Raw genomic sequence first — 15,622 nt, forward strand, 5'->3', positions numbered from 1 at the left:
AATGACGCATACGTCATTAGCGAGTTGGCTTTCATACATTGAGAGCCAACATCCCTCTGAGATAGAGTTAGGTTTAGACAGAGGCAATCTGGTTTTATCTAGATTGCATTTGTCTCGGCCAAAACAAAAAGTCATCACGGTGGCAGGAACCAACGGAAAAGGTTCTACTTGTGCCATGTTGACACAATATCTTTGCTCACAAGGCCATACGGTCGGTACTTACACATCCCCACATTTTCTTGCTTTTAACGAGCGTATTGCGCTCAATAATACGTCTTGTGACGATGCATTTATTTGCCGTGCGTTTGAAGTGGTTGAAGCGGCTCGTGAAAATATACCCTTGACGTATTTCGAGTTCAGCACTTTGGCAGCCTTATGGATTTTTGATCAATCAGGGTTAGATTATTGGGTACTGGAAGTCGGTTTAGGCGGGCGTTTAGATTCCGTCAATATGGTCGATACCGATGTGGCGGTTGTTACCTCAATTGCATTGGATCATATGGACTGGCTAGGCGATAATCTTGAAGTTATAGCTCGGGAAAAAACCGGCATTGCCAGAAAAGATAAGCTTTTAATTAGTGGGGTTGTTAACCCACCTGAAGCTATTGCCGCCACTGCAGCAGACATTGGGGCATGCCTAAAACAGAAAAATATCGATTTTAGTTTTCAGCGCTTGTCTGATAAATGGTCATGGTCTGGTCATGGCCTGCAATATGAAAATTTACCAATACCTTCTTTGCCTTTGCAAAATGCGGCTACGGTGATTGCTGTGTTAGTTTATATGGGGGTGATTCCCACTTCGGCTGATTTGGTAACATTATTTAGCACAGCTCAATTAACGGGGCGTTTTCAGCGGGTAGCTTCATCACCTGATGTCTATATTGATGTGGCACATAATCCAGAAGCCGCTATTGAACTTGCTCAACGTGTTAGCTTTTTTGCAACTAAACCCATTGCGGTTTGTGGCATGTTGAAAGACAAAGATATTGCCAGCGTGGTGTCGCATCTTTCGAGTTCCTTTTCTGACTGGTTTTGCTGTGATTTAGGTGGGCCAAGGGGCGCGAAAGCTCAAGAGTTGATGAAAAACATTGCATTGTATGCGCCAAGCCTTTCTTCACACATGTATGCTTTTCCTTCCGTTAAAGAGGCTTTTGATGCCGCGGTATTAAAAGCCAAAGAAGAACAGCGTGCGCTGATTGTGTTTGGTTCCTTCGTCACGGTTTCAGACTATTTGGCTCTAAGCCAAACAAAAGAGTAATTTATGATAGATAAAACGATAACCTATAGGCTGATTGGTGCTGGCATTATGGTCTTGTCTGCCGCCATTATTTTGCCTTTAATTTTAGATGGTGAGCGTCCTGCTGAGCTTGATGTTCAAGTCCAGGTCACAACGCCTCCTGCATTTCAACCGTTAGAAATTGCTTCTGTTCAGCCTGTGGAGCGTTTGCCAGTGGAGCCTTTTGTAGAAGAAGAGGGCGCCGTTGACGATATTCAATTGATTCCTGTACCACAACCTGCGAACGACGTCGAAGTGCCTGATAACGTGTCATCCACAACAGTGGCTCCTCAAACAACGCCGAAAACTACACCTCAAGTTAAGCCAGAAGTAAAAGCGCCAGTTGAGAATGTTGCTGCGTCAGCGGTGGCTGATCGTTGGACATTACAGATTGCGACTTTTAAGAGCAAAGATAATGCCGTTCGTTTGGTTGAAAAGCTAAAAGAAGGCAATTATGCCGCCTACAGTTTAACGACAAATTCACTATACAAAGTGTATGTTGGTCCTGAGTTTAAGCGTGAGACCGCTGAAAAAATGCGTGAAGAAATTAAACAGAAATTTAGTTTAACGGGATTTGTTACAAAATATTCTGTGAATTGACATGTGGTCTGGGTGCTCAGTATTTTGAATGCCTAGGTCATCTGTTACACTGCGCAGCGAATTTTAGAGGTGCTCATGGAGCAAGTAAGTTCAATAACAACCATTGATTGGCTGATCATTGCTGTGGTGATTCTTTCGACCCTTTTGAGTTTAAAAAGGGGGTTTGTAAAAGAAGTGTTGTCCTTGTTAACGTGGGTTATCGCTTTTGTAGTCGCAGTAAAGTTTTCCAACCAAATGCAAGTGCTTCTGGTTGAACAAGTGCAAAATGATCAAATTCGCTACATAGTGGCATTTATAACCTTATTTATTGCCACCCTGATAGTAGGCGCTTTAGTGAGTTTTTGCTGAGCTCTTTGATTCAAGTTACGGGCTTATCGAGCACTGATAGGGTGCTTGGTATGTTGTTCGGTTTTGCTCGCGGTAGTTTGATTGTTATCGCTTTTGTTGCCTTATTAAGCTTGAGCCTCAGCTATTGAGCAAAGTGAATTTTGGAAAACATCACAATTGATTCCTCAATTGAGTCAGTTGAATGAATGGACGCGAGATATGGTAGGCAAGAGTTCGAATCTGATGGATTCGGCTCTCATTGACCGCGCCCTTGGTAACTAGCTGTTGTTTTACAGCGAATTAGATAAAGAACCTTTACGGTGTTTACCGTAATTCCCCAACACGAGGATCTAGAACATGTGTGGTATCGTTGGTGTCGTAGGCACGTCTGTGGTTAACCAAGCTATTTTTGATGCGTTAACCCTTCTTCAGCATCGTGGGCAAGATGCTGCGGGTATGGTGACTAGCCATAATGGACGACTTTGTTTGCGTAAAGACAATGGTCCGGTGAGTGAGGTATTCCGCACTCGTCATATGAAAAAACTACACGGTAACATAGGTATAGGCCATGTCCGGTATCCAACCGCAGGCACTTCTAGCTCAGCAGAAGCACAACCTTTTTATGTTAACTCACCTTATGGCATTTCTCTTGCGCACAATGGTAATCTAACCAATACCGAAAAATTGAAACAAGAGGTGTTTGAATCGGATTTGCGCCATATTAACACCACGTCTGATTCAGAAGTGTTAGTGAATGTGTTGGCGCACGAGCTTCATGAAGAAGGTAAGTTAATACCAACGCCAGAAGATATATTTAATGCTTTAGAGCGTGTTTATAAGCGTATCGAAGGTGGCTATGCCGTCGTGACTTTGATAACTGGTTATGGCATTTTGGCCTTTCGTGATCCTGATGGGATTCGTCCACTGATCTATGGCTCTCGTCAAACGGAAGCCGGCGTTGAGTACATGGTGGCTTCTGAGAGTGTTGCACTTGATGCGGCTGGTTTTAAAATTGAGCGTGATATTCAGCCGGGTGAAGCGATTTTCTTCGATTTGAAACACAACGTGCATGTTCGTCAATGTACACCTAAAAAAGCCGCTCGTCCTTGTTTGTTTGAGTATGTGTATTTTGCGCGTCCGGATACGGTTATTGATAGTATTTCTGTCTATAAAGCGCGTATTAACATGGGCGATCGTCTTGCGGCTAAGATTCAGCGCGAATGGAAAGATCATGATATTGATGTCGTCATTCCAATTCCCGATACAAGTCGTACCGCTGCTTTACAAATCGCTCAGGCGCTAAACATTCCGTTTCGTGAGGGGTTGGTTAAAAATCGCTATATTGGTCGTACGTTTATCATGCCAGGACAAGCTGTCCGTAAGAAGTCTGTCCGTCAGAAATTAAATCCGGTTCCTTTTGAATTTAAAGACAAAACTGTTTTGCTTGTTGATGATTCCATTGTGCGCGGTACGACGAGTAAGGAAATCATTGAAATGGCAAGGGAAGCTGGCGCGAAGAAGGTGTATATCGCTTCCGCGGCTCCGGAAGTTCGTTATCCGAATGTATACGGCATTGATATGCCTGCTGCGAAAGAACTGATTGCGCATAATCGTAACGTGGATGAAATTTGTGAATTGATTGGCGCTGATAAGCTTATTTTCCAAGATCTGCAAGATTTGATCGATGCGTGTATTGATGAAAAACATTCGGATGTGCGTGAATTTGACACATCAGTTTTTGACGGTAAATACATTACAGGTAATATTGATGCGGCCTATTTGGCCAGTATTGAAGGCGCCCGCAATGATTTAAATAAAGCGTCTGTTGAAGATCAAGAAGCGAGTGATATGATGCACCCTATGTAATTTGGGCAGTATCTTGTGACAGATAGAACTAAGCCAGGTCACGCCTGGCTTAGTTGTTTTTGGGTTTAATTTTTTGGAAGAATGGCTTGGAGTGAAGTAATGGCTGATTATAAAGATGCAACGAATGCAATTCGTGCCGGTATTCGTCAAACACAAGAACAGGAAAATAGCGAAGCCATTTTTATGACCTCAAGCTTTGCTTATGGTAGTGCGGAAGAAGCGGCCGGAAGTTTTCTGGCGAAGAGGATGGTAACGTTTACTCTCGTTTTACCAACCCAACCGTTGAGTTATTTGAGAAGCGCTTAGCGACTCTGGAAAAAGGCGAAGCAGCAATTGCAACAAGCTCTGGTATGGCAGCGCTAATGACCTTGGCATATAGCTTATTGAGTGCTGGTGACCGTGTTGTTTGCTCCCGTAATATTTTTGGTTCAACCGTTAAATTTTTTAATACCTACACAACCAAATTTGGTGTGGAAGTAGTCTATGTTGATGCAACTGATTACGTAGCTTGGGAAGAGGCGATTAACGAAGATACACGGTTTTGTTATTTTGAAACACCATCAAATCCACTTTATGAAGTGGTGGATGTTGCACGTGTTGCTGAGTTGGCTCACGCCAAAGGTGCGTTGCTTTGTGTGGATACGGTTTTAGCGACGCCTGCACTGCAGAACCCACTTACTCAAGGTGCTGATATTGTCATGCAGTCTGCGACTAAGTTTATTGATGGGCAGGGTCGTTGTTTGGGTGGTGCGTTAATAGCCAACCAAGAGATTATCGATATTTTTACTGCCTTCATGCGTAGTGCGGGGCTAGTGTATGAGTCCATTTAACGCTTGGGTGTTGTTAAATGGTCTTGAGACTTTATCTCTTCGTATGACGGCACATTCCGCAAACGCCATGAAGCTAGCTGAATATTTAGAAGCCCATCCAAAAGTGCTTAAAGTGAATTATGGCGGATTACCTAGCCATAAATATCATGAACTGGCTAAGCAGCAACAAAAAGACTTCGGCGGTTTGTTATCCTTCGAAGTGGAAGGTGGCCGTAAGGCAGCTTGGTCTGTCATCAATGCTACTAAGTTAATGTCTATTACAGGTAACTTGGGTGATACCAAAACCTTGGTGACTCATCCAGCTACGACGACACACGGTCGTCTAACGGATGAAGAGAAAGCCAAAGCGGGTATTGCTGAAGGTTTAATTCGTGTGTCCGTAGGGTTGGAAGATATTGACGATATTATTGCCGATGTAGAGGCTGCCTTGGCACAGTTATCCTAAGCTTTGAGCAGTTCTTTTAAATAGTATATTTATACTTAGGCTAAAAAAAGCGGACTTGAGTCCGCTTTTTTGTGCTTAGGTTTATTTACACTGCGTTGTCTTGGCCTTCATTCTATTTTGTTATTATCCACACTGTAGCGCGTTTCTTCATGTTGTATGGTTGCTGCTTGTAACGCTTCCAGTTGTTTTTTTCTTTGCGTCGAGCCCCTAAAACCAACAGACAAGGAGTCAGTATCAGTGTTAATGGCGTAGCAAAAGTGAGGCCACCAGCAATGGCTGTTGATAACTGTGTCCACCATTGAGCTGATGGTGCGCCAATGCTAAATGACTGATGAATCAGATCAATATTGAATTGGAAAACCATCGGAACCAGACCAAGAATAGTTGTAATAGTGGTCAGCATAACAGGTCTTAATCGCTGTACACCTGTTCGTATAGCGGCTTCTCGGACCATCATGCCTTGTTTTCGTAAGCCGTTATAGGTGTCGATTAACACGATGTTGTTATTCACAACAATGCCCGCTAAAGCAATAACGCCAACACCACTCATAACTACACCAAATGGTTGTCCTTTTACCATTAAACCAATCAATACGCCTATGGTTGAGAAAATGACCGCGCTTAAGATGAGTAGGCATTGGAAAAAGTTATTGAATTGGGTGACCAAAATAATAGCCATGATGAAGAAAGCCACACCAAATGCTTTGATTAAGAAGACCATGGATTTCTGCTGTTCTTCTGTATTGCCGCGGAATTCATAGCTGACTGTCTTATCTATACCAGCTGCGTCCAATTTCGCTTTAATGGCTTTGATGACTTCGTCAACAACAAGGCCATCTTTTACATCAGCATCAATAGCGATGGTTTTTTTACCATCGGTTCTATTGATAACGCCTTGCTTAGGAGCGGCATAGCGATAAATAAAGTTACTAGCAGGAATGCTGCCTTGATTAGTTGGGATTTGTAGTTGATCAAGCTGCTCCAAGCTGCGTTGATTGACTGGATAGCGCAACACTATGTCAATTTTGTCATCAGCACCTTCTGGGAGAAAGTCGCTTAAGGTAATGCCGGTTGTGACCAACTTAACGACATTACCTAGACTGTTGACATCCACGCCATAACGGCTTGCCTCTGCTCGATTGATATCAATACGCCATTCAATGCCGGGTAGTGAACGATCATCACTGACGGTCACTATTTCCTCTCTTTCCAAGAGTTGCTTGCTGATTTCGTCAGCGGCTAAGTTAAGAGCTTCGGAGTAGTTTGAACTTAATTGCAATTGTATGTCGGCTCCGGACTGGGGGCCGCCTTGCTCTTTTTCGGCACTGACTTCAATGCCCGGTATTTGTTTCGTTTTTTCTCGAATCCGTTCTAATATGACGCTGGCGGATTCGCGTTGATACCAATCGATAAACTCCATACTGATGGAGCCAATGCTATCAGGAGCTGCGTTGTTCCCTGGTGTTGAATAAGAAGTAGCCACAACACTTTTTAATTCAGGTGTACCAAGTACTTGTTGTTCTACTTGCCTTACTAATGTGTCTTTCTCATCAAGGGACAAATCGCCTCTGGCGCGTATGTCTAAATTGGCAGATTCAGGTTCAATACTGGGGAAGAACTCCACGCCTTTTCCGAAATGGCCATAACTGATAAAGACACTGATTAGTAAGGCGATGGTAAAGAGTAGAACCCATATAGGATATTCTACTAAACGCGTTAGCATGCGGCCGTATAATCCGGTTGGGCCTGTGAGTCTCACTTAGGTCGCCTGTTTCGGTAATTTTTAAAGCGTGCATAGTTTTTTCGGTATAGGCGCCTTTTTTACCGATCATGGAGCCTATAGTGGGTAATACGATTAACGCCATTACGAGAGAGGCGGCCAAGGTCGCAATGATGGTAATGGGCATGAAGCGCATAAATTCGCCAACAATATCAGGCCAAAACAGTAAAGGCATAAAGACGGCTAAGGTCGTTGCTGTAGAGGCCGTTATTGGCCAAGCCATGCGTTTGGCTGCTTCCCCATAGGCCTGCATCTTAGACGCACCTTCAGCAAGTTTTCTATCGGCATACTCGGTGACGACAATAGCCCCATCTACTAGCATGCCGACACTTAAAATTAACGCAAAAAGAACGACCATGTTGATGGTGTAACCTTGGAGGTCGAGTATCAAAATACCCGCTAAGAAGGCTCCGTGTATTGCCAAACCAACCAAGAGGGCGCTGCGAATGCCTAAGGCCCAAACGATGACGATCATAACTAGTAAGGTAGCGGCTAACACGTTATTGAATAAGTCATTAAGGGACGTTTCTATATCAGTAGATTTATCTCCTGTTAAATTGTATTCAACACCGCTGGGCCATTGCTGACTTTCATTTTCGACCACTGTCTTAACGGCCGCAATAGTATTAATAATATTTGCCCCAACACGTTTTGATATTGCTAAGGTAATACTTCGCTTGCCGTCTACACGAGCATAGCTTGTTGGATCTTCAAACGTTAGCTCGCCTGTGGCGATATCTCCTAACAAAACGACTTGATCACCATCGGCTTTGATGGGCAAATTCATGATGTCTTCTTTGGTCTTTAGCAATCCAGGCACTTTTAGTGAGAAGCGACCAGCGCCAGTATCTAAATTACCAGCGGCCACCAAGCGATTATTGCCAGATACAAAATTAGCCACCTCAGCTAATGAAAGGTTATAAGATTCCAGCTGTTCAGGACGAATAATAATTTGCGCTTGTTGTTCCTCTGTCGCCACTGATGTTTGCTTCTAAAACGCCATCCACTGCTTCAATCGCATCTTGTAAATTTTTTGCGGTGCGACTAAGAATGGCAAAATCCACATTACCCGATAAATTGACGCGTAACACAGGGAAAGTTGAAAGGTTTATTTCTGTGACAGTCGGTTCGTCAGCATCGTCTGGCAACTCGCTTTTTGCTCTATCGACCTTGTCTTTTGTATCAATGATGGCTTGATCAATGTCTACACCAGATAAAAACTCCAGCATAATCGAAGCATGGCCTTCTGATGCAGTAGACTTGAGTTCTTTTAAGCCCTCAAGCCCTTTTAGTTCTTTTTCTAAAGGGTGTACCAATAAGCTGTCAGCGTCTTCAGGTGAAATACCTTCTAAGGACACGGATACATAGGCCATCGGAATGGTAATATCTGGGTCACTCTCTTTGGCTATTTCAATGTAGGATACTGTTCCCATAATTAAAATGAGAACAAAAAGCATCATGATAGTCCGTGAGCGAGCTAAGGCCGCTTCAATTAATGTTTGCATATGCAGCCTCCTCAGTTTTGATAATGTGCTTCAACTTTATCACCAGCAGACACAAATCCTTGTCCAACAGTAATAATGTTTACATTATCTGGAAGGCCGCTTACCCAGACTTGATCTCGTTCTGATTTGACGATTTCAACCGGTAATATAACCACTCGATTGTCTAGGTCTATGGCCTTTACGGCTGTTCTGCCTGCATCATCTAAAGTGAGCAGAGCCGCTGAAAAAGCATGGGCTTTTTGCTCGTCTAAAATAAACTCTACCGCGGCTGTTAGACCTGCTGGAATGTTATTTCCAGAATTATCAACTTGCATTTCGACGGTAATGGTACGACTCGATTCATTTGCTGTAGCGCTGATATAAGAGACAAAGCCTTCGGCTGAATAGCCAGACTCAAGGCGAATATTACCTAGTGTCCCAAGCTTCACCTGTTTGATTTTATTTTGAGGGATGTTGACACTGATTTTAATAGGATTAATGGATATTAACGTGCCTATATTGGCACCTGCAGCAAGAACTTGTCCCTCCTGCACAGTTAACGTATTCAGTATGCCTGAGAACGGCGCGGTAATAGTGGCGTTCTCTAAATCCACTAATAACGCTTTTTCAGATGCTTGAGCCGAGGCAAGATCGGTTTCAGCTTGGGCTAGATTCACCTTTGATGTTAAATTTTGTACATTGAGTTTTTTGATACCCTCAAGTTCTAATTGCCTTTGTTTGACCAGTAGTCCAGCTTGCGCTATTTCAGCTTTTAGTGTGCGGTTATCTATCTGGACAATGGCGCTGCCTTTTTTAACAAATTGACCTTTTTCAATCGGCAGTTTGATAATTCGCCCAGGATAGCTATTAATGAGTTCTAAGGTCTCATCGGCTTGAGTTTTGCCACTTAAGGGCAACCGCATCTCAATGGATTTTGCCGTTAAGGTCTTTGCTTGAACAGGATAGATAAGTTGGCTTTCGGCGGTTTGTGATGACACTGTGTTTTCTTTTGGTGTCGGCTCTGTTGGACTGACCGTGATGCCATTTCCTCCTACCCACATCCATGTCACAGCCGCTGCCGCAACGACTACCGCTGTAATTGGCCCTACCTTACTTTTAAAATCCATTAAATACTCCATTAGACAGAAGAAATATCATTACATTTCGCTCAGTATATTCTCAAATAATGATCAATAAAGGGGTTTGATTCAAAAATTGTTAGCAAGCGCTTTGCAACACGTTATGGATAAATCACGTTAGCGCACATTTATTGTCATTATTCGCGACTTTTTATCATTAGATATAAAGCGTAAAACCTGTCTGTTGCCTATAAGTCAAGTCTTTGAAAAACGAATTAACGAAGAGGAATGAAACAAGGCTATTTTAATTAAAATGGTTAATGCTCCGGATAATTATCTTTCTAATCCTTGATTAAACAAGAAGCGAGCATGGATTCAACCGTTTTTTGGTGAACCTTCTCTTAGAAGGATGATACTATACGGCCACAAAATTTTTACTTTATATGGATAGATATGAGTCTATTGTCGTTAGAACAGATCAGTGTTGCTTTTGGGCATAATCCGCTGCTGTCAAAAATCAGTTTTTCAGCGGAAGCTGGAGAGCGTGTTGCTATTATCGGTCGTAACGGTGCAGGTAAATCGACGCTGTTAAAAGTCATTTCAGGCGAGCAAATTCCGGATGAAGGTGTCGTGCGTCTAGAAGGTGGTATGACCATTGGACAGCTCCCACAAGAGTTACCGGATGCAAATGAAAAAACCGTCCGTGAAGTAGTTAGTGAAGGGGCAGGTGAAGCCCATTCATTGATGAGCCGTTATTTTAAATTATTAGAAGACTTCGAAAATGACCACTCAAATGAATTAAGTGATATTCAGACGGAGTTGGACCGCATTCAGGGTTGGGATCTGGAGCAACGAGTCAATCACATGATTCAACGCTTGGCTTTGCCTGCAGATAAACTGATGTCTGAGCTATCGGGTGGTTGGCGTCGTCGCGTTATCCTAGCGCAAGCTTTGATTTCTAATCCAGATGTTTTATTGCTCGACGAGCCAACCAACCATCTGGACGTGCCGACCATAGAATGGATGGAGCAACAGCTTCAACAATTTCGAGGTTTGATCCTATTCATTACCCACGATCGTCGTTTCTTAGAAAAATTGGCAAACCGTATCATTGAGCCTCGATCGCGGTAACCTTATTTCGTTCAGCGGTAATATTACGGCGTTTCTTGCTTTTAAAGAAAAAATGCTTGAAGAGGAAGAGCGTGCAAACGCTTTGTTCGACAAACGTTTGGCAGAAGAAGAAGTGTGGATTCGACAAGGCATTAAAGCGCGTCGTACCCGCAACGAAGGTCGAGTTCGTGCTCTAAAAGCGTTACGTGAAGAGCGTTCTGAGCGTATCAATCGCCAGGGTAACGCCAAAATGGCCATTGAAACCAAAGATAAGTCTGGCAAGTTGGTGGCTGAATTCACCCAAGTCGGACATTCTTTTGAAGATAAGGTGATCTTGCAACCGATGGATTTCGTGGTCAATCGCGGTGATCGTATTGGTCTAATTGGTCCAAATGGTTGCGGTAAAAGTACCTTCCTGAAAATTTTATTAGGGGATCTTGAACCTGAAATGGGTTCAGTTCGTCAGGGTACCAAACTTAACGTAGCGTATTTCGATCAATTACGTGAGCAACTTGATCCAGAACAAACCGTTGCGGAAAACGTCGGCGAAGGCAAAGACATTATTGAGATCAATGGTCAGAACAAACATGTTATTGGCTATCTGGGTGACTTCCTTTTCCCTCCTGAGCGTGCTCGAACACCCGTAAAAGCCTTGTCTGGTGGTGAGCGAAACCGTGTGCTGCTGGCGAAATTATTTACCCGCCCAGCTAACCTTTTAATTATGGATGAACCAACCAACGACCTTGATGTGGAAACATTAGAATTGCTCGAAGAGCTGCTAATGAATTACGAAGGAACTTTATTGTTGGTTAGCCATGACCGTGCTTTCTTAGATAATGTTGTCACCAGTGTGATTGCGTTTGAAGGCGAAGGCCGAGTCAAAGAATACGTTGGCGGTTATCAAGACTGGATTCGTCAAGGGGGCAAGTTCCCCACAGAGTCCACATCGCAAACGGACAATGTAGCAAGCAAAAAAGAAAAAGCCAAAGCTGACGCTAAAAAAACAGAAGAAACAAATCAAAGTACGACTGCTGCGCAAGCTAAGCCCAAAGCCAAGCTAAGTTATAAATTACAGCGTGAATTTGACGATATGCCAGCAACGATAGCCAAGTTAGAGTCAGACATTGCGGCGTTACATGCCACGACAAGTGCTCCTGAATTTTATACAGGAGAGGCCGATCATGTGCAAAAAACCTTAGCGAAGTTAGCTCATAAAGAAGAAGAGCTTGAGACTGCTATGGAGCGTTGGCTAGAGCTTGAAGAGATGCAAAACGGATAAACTGTGCAGAACGGGTAAATTATGACGAATAAAATTAAACCAGTTTCCTTTGTGCCGCGCTTTTTCGGTGCGTTTGGTCATTTTTTAAAATACATGGTGAGTGGCGATTATGCTGCTCGCTGTCAATCGGTTGATCAAGGCGAGCAGTTTGCCTTCGAAGTGGAACCGAAAGTGATTACAAAAGAAGTCGAAGTGATTCGTGAAATCGAAGTCGCAGCGCCTGCTTTGGATACGGTCAACGCCGATGGTGCGCATCAATTACTACAGCTGTTACAACAAGAAGCACGCTTTATCGACTTCATTCAAGAAAGTATTGATGATTATAGCGATGCGGATGTGGGGGCGGCGTCTCGTCAGATCCACGCGGGTTGCGCCAAAGTATTGAAGCAACACTTCACGATCGATGTTGTGTCTATGGATGTTGTCAATACAGCGGTAGAGAATAGCCGTGTCGAAGTACCCTCTGGTTACGATGCAAAACAGATTAAGCTTGAAGGTCGTGTGGAAGGCGATGGTCCATATGCCGGAACCTTGATTCATCCAGGTTGGAAAGTGACCGAAACGCGTTTGCCGAAAATCACCAACACTGACAGTCTGAATATTCTAGCGCCAGCTGAAATCGAGGTATAACTCATGAGTCAATATTTCATTGGTATCGACTTGGGTACCACGCATTCGGCTGTCTATTATTCGCCATCTAATCCAGCAGGGACAGAAATCAATCAAGTAGGGCGTATTCAGCAATTGGCCATTCCGCAGTTTATTGCGGCAGGTCAGGTGGATGCTCGACCCTTACTGCCTTCGTTTGTCTATTTTCCTCATAAAACGGAGTTTCTAGAGAGCGACTTACTACTGCCTTGGGGTAAAGCAACGTCCATTGTGGGGCAATTGGCTCGTGAATTGGGCGCTAAGTCTTCTGGTCGATTGGTGCAAAGTGCGAAGAGTTGGTTGTGTCATTCTCGTGTCGCTGCTGATGAAGCGGTTTTGCCGGTGGATGCACTTCAAGAAGTGGAAAAAGTGTCTCCGGCGCAAGTCACGGAAACGCTTTTGGCCCATCTGGTGAGTGCATGGACGAGTCAATTTCCTCATGCTCCCATTGCCGAGCAAACCGTTGTGATTACCGTACCCGCATCATTTGATCCTGCAGCTCGCGCCATTACTGAGCAAGCGGCAGAAAAAGTCGGTTTGCGTGCGCGTTTGATTGAAGAGCCATTGGCGGCGTTTTATGCTTGGTTGAGTGACCAGCAAAATTGGGCAGACAGCCTAGTCGTCAATGATCATATTTTGGTTGTAGATGTTGGCGGTGGTACGACGGATCTGTCATTAATCCAAGTGGTTGAACAAAAGGGTGCGCTTGGTTTAGAGCGAGTAGCGGTAGGTCGTCATATTTTGCTTGGTGGCGACAATATGGATTTGACGCTGACCTATCATTTAGCCGCGCAACTGGCACAAAACGGTACCCATCTCGAACCTTGGCAAATCATGGGTTTAACGCAAGCTTGTCGGGAGGCAAAAGAGCGCTTGTTGTCTAATGCTGACCTAGAGGACGTCAGTGTTGTCGTTCCAAGTCGGGGGCGCAGTTTGTTCAATAACAGCATCAAAGCGACCTTGACACAAAATGATGTTCAGCAGCTTTTGATTGATGGTTTCTTTCCGCCGGTGCAATTGGGTGAGCAAGCTCAAAAAGCAGCACGCAGTGGTTTTAGTGCGATTAACTTGGATTACGAAGGGGATCCAGCGATTACCCGTCACATCAGTGAGTTTATAGCAAAGCATGATGTGAAGCCCAGCAAAGTATTATTAAACGGCGGTGTGTTTAACGCCAATGTGATTCGCAGCACGTTAGAAACTCGCTTGGCAGCCATGTTGTCTGAGTCGTTAAGTGGCCGTGAATTAACCATGCTAACCCCATCGCATTTGGATCATGCGGTCGCCAAAGGCGCGACTTACTATGCTCAAGTGCAAGCGCAAGGCGGTGTTAGAGTAAAGAGTGGTTTGGCGGCTAATTATTACATTGGTGTGGCCAGTCCAATGCCAGCCATACCGGGTATGGCACCGCCAGTCGATGCGATTTGTGTCGCTCCTTTTGGGCTAGAAGAAGGCTCAGAAGGGCAGATGCTTCCGAACGAGTTTTCGCTAGTGGTGGGTGAAAGCGTGACCTTCCGTTTCTTCCAATCTAAAATAAGCGAAACGCATGCTGTGGGTAAGGTTATTGGGGCTTTTTCGCTTGCTCAACTCGAGGAGGCTCAATCCCTTGTCGGTTCGTTTAGATGCGGGTCATTATTCGTCTGGTGAGATGGTTCGAGTATATCTAACGTCGCGTGTCACCGAATTGGGATTGCTGTTATTGCAAGCACATGATACCCAATCTGACCTAAGTTGGACGATTGAGTTTCAAGTTAGGGAGTCTTAATACATGGCGCAAGCGGCTTTTCAAAACAAATATCGAGTAGGCATTGATTTGGGGACAACCAATTGCGTTGTCTCCTTCATTCCTATTTATGGTGATGGAACTTTTCCTAAGCAAGCTGAACCAGAGTTGCTGTCTATTCCACAAGTGATGGTCGATGGTTCAGTGCAAGAATTTACCTATTTGCCGAGTGCTATTTACGTATTGGCGTCTGATGAAGTGGGTAAACTCGATCCGGTTTTGCCTTGGCGTCATTGTGATAAAGAACGAATCCTTGGTGTTGGGGCATTAGCTTTAGGTCAACGTCGAGCTGGGCAACTCATCCAAAGTGCGAAAAGCTGGTTGAGCCATCGTCAAGTAGATCGTCGCTCGGCGATTTTGCCATGGGCCAGTGAATTCCCTAAAAAGCTCAGTCCACTTGAGGCGAGTAAAATGCTCTTATTGCACATTAAGCAAAGCTGGAACCATCGCTTTGCAGATGCGCCGTTAGAGTCTCAAATGATCGCGTTAACTTTGCCAGCTTCTTTTGACGAAGAGGCGCGAGCATTAACACTGGAAGCCGCTAAACTGGCTGGTCTAAACGATTTATACCTTTTAGAAGAGCCACAAGCGGCTTGTTATCATTACATTAATAATGACGAAAGGCTTGCCGCGCTGGCCGATAAAAAAATGCTTTTGGTTGTCGATATTGGTGGTGGTACCAGTGACTTTAGTTTGGTTGCTATTCAGCCGACATCAACAAAAAATACCAGCGTGGCGCTTAAGCGTATCGCGGTAGGGGAACATTCTGTTGTTGGGGGGCGATAATTTAGATCAAGCCTTGGCGTTCCAGCTCGAGTCCGAAGCAAATTTCTGCCTTGTCAGCGACCCGATTAGGCGCTTTGGTTCAACAGACACGTCAAGCCAAAGAAACCTTTTTGCATTAGGCAATGACGCGCCCGAGTCATTAAGTATTACCGTGCTGGGTGGTGGTAGTCGTTTAATCGGCGGTTCACAAAAGTTTGAGGTGTCGAGAGATACCCTATTAGAACAAATTCGTAGTGGCTTTTTCCTTTGGTAAGCCTTAATGACAAGGTACAAAAGAGGCGATTACGCCACAGCAACACCTTGGGCTTGCCCTACGAGATCCGGATCCT

Annotated in this window: 12 protein-coding genes and 3 pseudogenes; 11 read left to right on the forward strand and 4 right to left on the reverse strand. The window is 44.3% G+C overall.

The features are described from left to right. Position 1: 1 nt before the first annotated feature. The 5 genes and pseudogenes from folC (at position 2) to ONZ52_RS05720 (ending at position 5,344) form a co-directional block, all read left to right on the forward strand. Positions 2-1,258 (forward strand): bifunctional tetrahydrofolate synthase/dihydrofolate synthase, encoded by a 1,257-nt coding sequence (folC, locus tag ONZ52_RS05700; protein WP_265217742.1) that lies wholly within the window; start codon positions 2-4, stop codon positions 1,256-1,258. Positions 1,259-1,261: 3 nt separating this feature from the next. Beyond that, a complete protein-coding gene (locus tag ONZ52_RS05705) occupies positions 1,262-1,876 on the forward strand; it encodes an SPOR domain-containing protein (protein ID WP_265217743.1) in 615 nt (204 codons plus the stop codon). Between the two features lie 75 nt (positions 1,877-1,951). Further along, a pseudogene (locus ONZ52_RS05710) lies at positions 1,952-2,352 on the forward strand (CvpA family protein). Positions 2,353-2,560: 208 nt separating this feature from the next. After that, positions 2,561-4,069 (forward strand): amidophosphoribosyltransferase, encoded by a 1,509-nt coding sequence (gene purF, locus ONZ52_RS05715; protein WP_265217744.1) that lies wholly within the window; start codon positions 2,561-2,563, stop codon positions 4,067-4,069. A 99-nt stretch (positions 4,070-4,168) separates the two neighbouring features. Continuing rightward, positions 4,169-5,344 (forward strand): annotated as a pseudogene (locus ONZ52_RS05720) (O-succinylhomoserine sulfhydrylase). Between the two features lie 112 nt (positions 5,345-5,456). Here ONZ52_RS05720 and ONZ52_RS05725 read toward each other — a convergent pair. The 4 genes from ONZ52_RS05725 to ONZ52_RS05740 are packed head-to-tail and all read right to left on the reverse strand — an operon-like array spanning position 5,457 to position 9,735. Further along, complete coding sequence (locus ONZ52_RS05725; protein ID WP_265217780.1) at positions 5,457-7,040, reverse strand: efflux RND transporter permease subunit; 1,584 nt, start codon at positions 7,038-7,040, stop codon at positions 5,457-5,459. Further along, entirely contained in the window at positions 6,946-8,103 is a 1,158-nt protein-coding gene (locus ONZ52_RS05730) for an efflux RND transporter permease subunit (protein WP_265217745.1), read from the reverse strand. The genes ONZ52_RS05725 and ONZ52_RS05730 overlap by 95 nt, the downstream gene beginning before the upstream one ends. Continuing rightward, entirely contained in the window at positions 8,060-8,629 is a 570-nt protein-coding gene (locus tag ONZ52_RS05735) for an efflux RND transporter permease subunit (protein WP_265217746.1), read from the reverse strand. Before ONZ52_RS05735 ends, ONZ52_RS05730 begins: the two co-directional genes overlap by 44 nt. Positions 8,630-8,640: 11 nt before the next feature. Further along, positions 8,641-9,735 (reverse strand): efflux RND transporter periplasmic adaptor subunit, encoded by a 1,095-nt coding sequence (locus tag ONZ52_RS05740; RefSeq protein WP_265217747.1) that lies wholly within the window; start codon positions 9,733-9,735, stop codon positions 8,641-8,643. A 405-nt stretch (positions 9,736-10,140) separates the two neighbouring features. Here ONZ52_RS05740 and ONZ52_RS05745 point away from each other — a divergent pair. The 6 genes and pseudogenes from ONZ52_RS05745 to ONZ52_RS05770 all read left to right on the forward strand — a co-directional run bounded on the left by ONZ52_RS05745 (position 10,141) and on the right by ONZ52_RS05770 (position 15,546). Further along, positions 10,141-12,076 (forward strand): annotated as a pseudogene (locus ONZ52_RS05745) (ATP-binding cassette domain-containing protein). A 21-nt stretch (positions 12,077-12,097) separates the two neighbouring features. After that, on the forward strand, positions 12,098-12,706 hold the full coding sequence (locus ONZ52_RS05750; RefSeq protein WP_265217748.1) for a DUF2760 domain-containing protein: 609 nt from the start codon (positions 12,098-12,100) through the stop codon (positions 12,704-12,706). 3 nt (positions 12,707-12,709) lie between these two features. After that, positions 12,710-14,371 carry an Hsp70 family protein gene (locus tag ONZ52_RS05755; protein WP_265217749.1) on the forward strand — a complete coding sequence of 554 codons (1,662 nt, stop codon included), beginning with the start codon at positions 12,710-12,712 and terminating at the stop codon, positions 14,369-14,371. Continuing rightward, positions 14,331-14,489, forward strand: a complete 159-nt coding sequence (locus ONZ52_RS05760) for a hypothetical protein (protein WP_265217750.1) — start codon at positions 14,331-14,333, stop codon at positions 14,487-14,489. Before ONZ52_RS05755 ends, ONZ52_RS05760 begins: the two co-directional genes overlap by 41 nt. Before the next feature lie 3 nt (positions 14,490-14,492). After that, positions 14,493-15,293 (forward strand): Hsp70 family protein, encoded by an 801-nt coding sequence (locus tag ONZ52_RS05765; RefSeq protein WP_265217751.1) that lies wholly within the window; start codon positions 14,493-14,495, stop codon positions 15,291-15,293. Next, entirely contained in the window at positions 15,280-15,546 is a 267-nt protein-coding gene (locus tag ONZ52_RS05770; protein ID WP_265217752.1) for a hypothetical protein, read from the forward strand. Before ONZ52_RS05765 ends, ONZ52_RS05770 begins: the two co-directional genes overlap by 14 nt. The last annotated feature ends 76 nt before the right edge of the window (positions 15,547-15,622 follow it).

Source organism: Marinomonas rhodophyticola (assembly GCF_026113935.1).
Classification (GTDB): domain Bacteria; phylum Pseudomonadota; class Gammaproteobacteria; order Pseudomonadales; family Marinomonadaceae; genus Marinomonas; species Marinomonas rhodophyticola.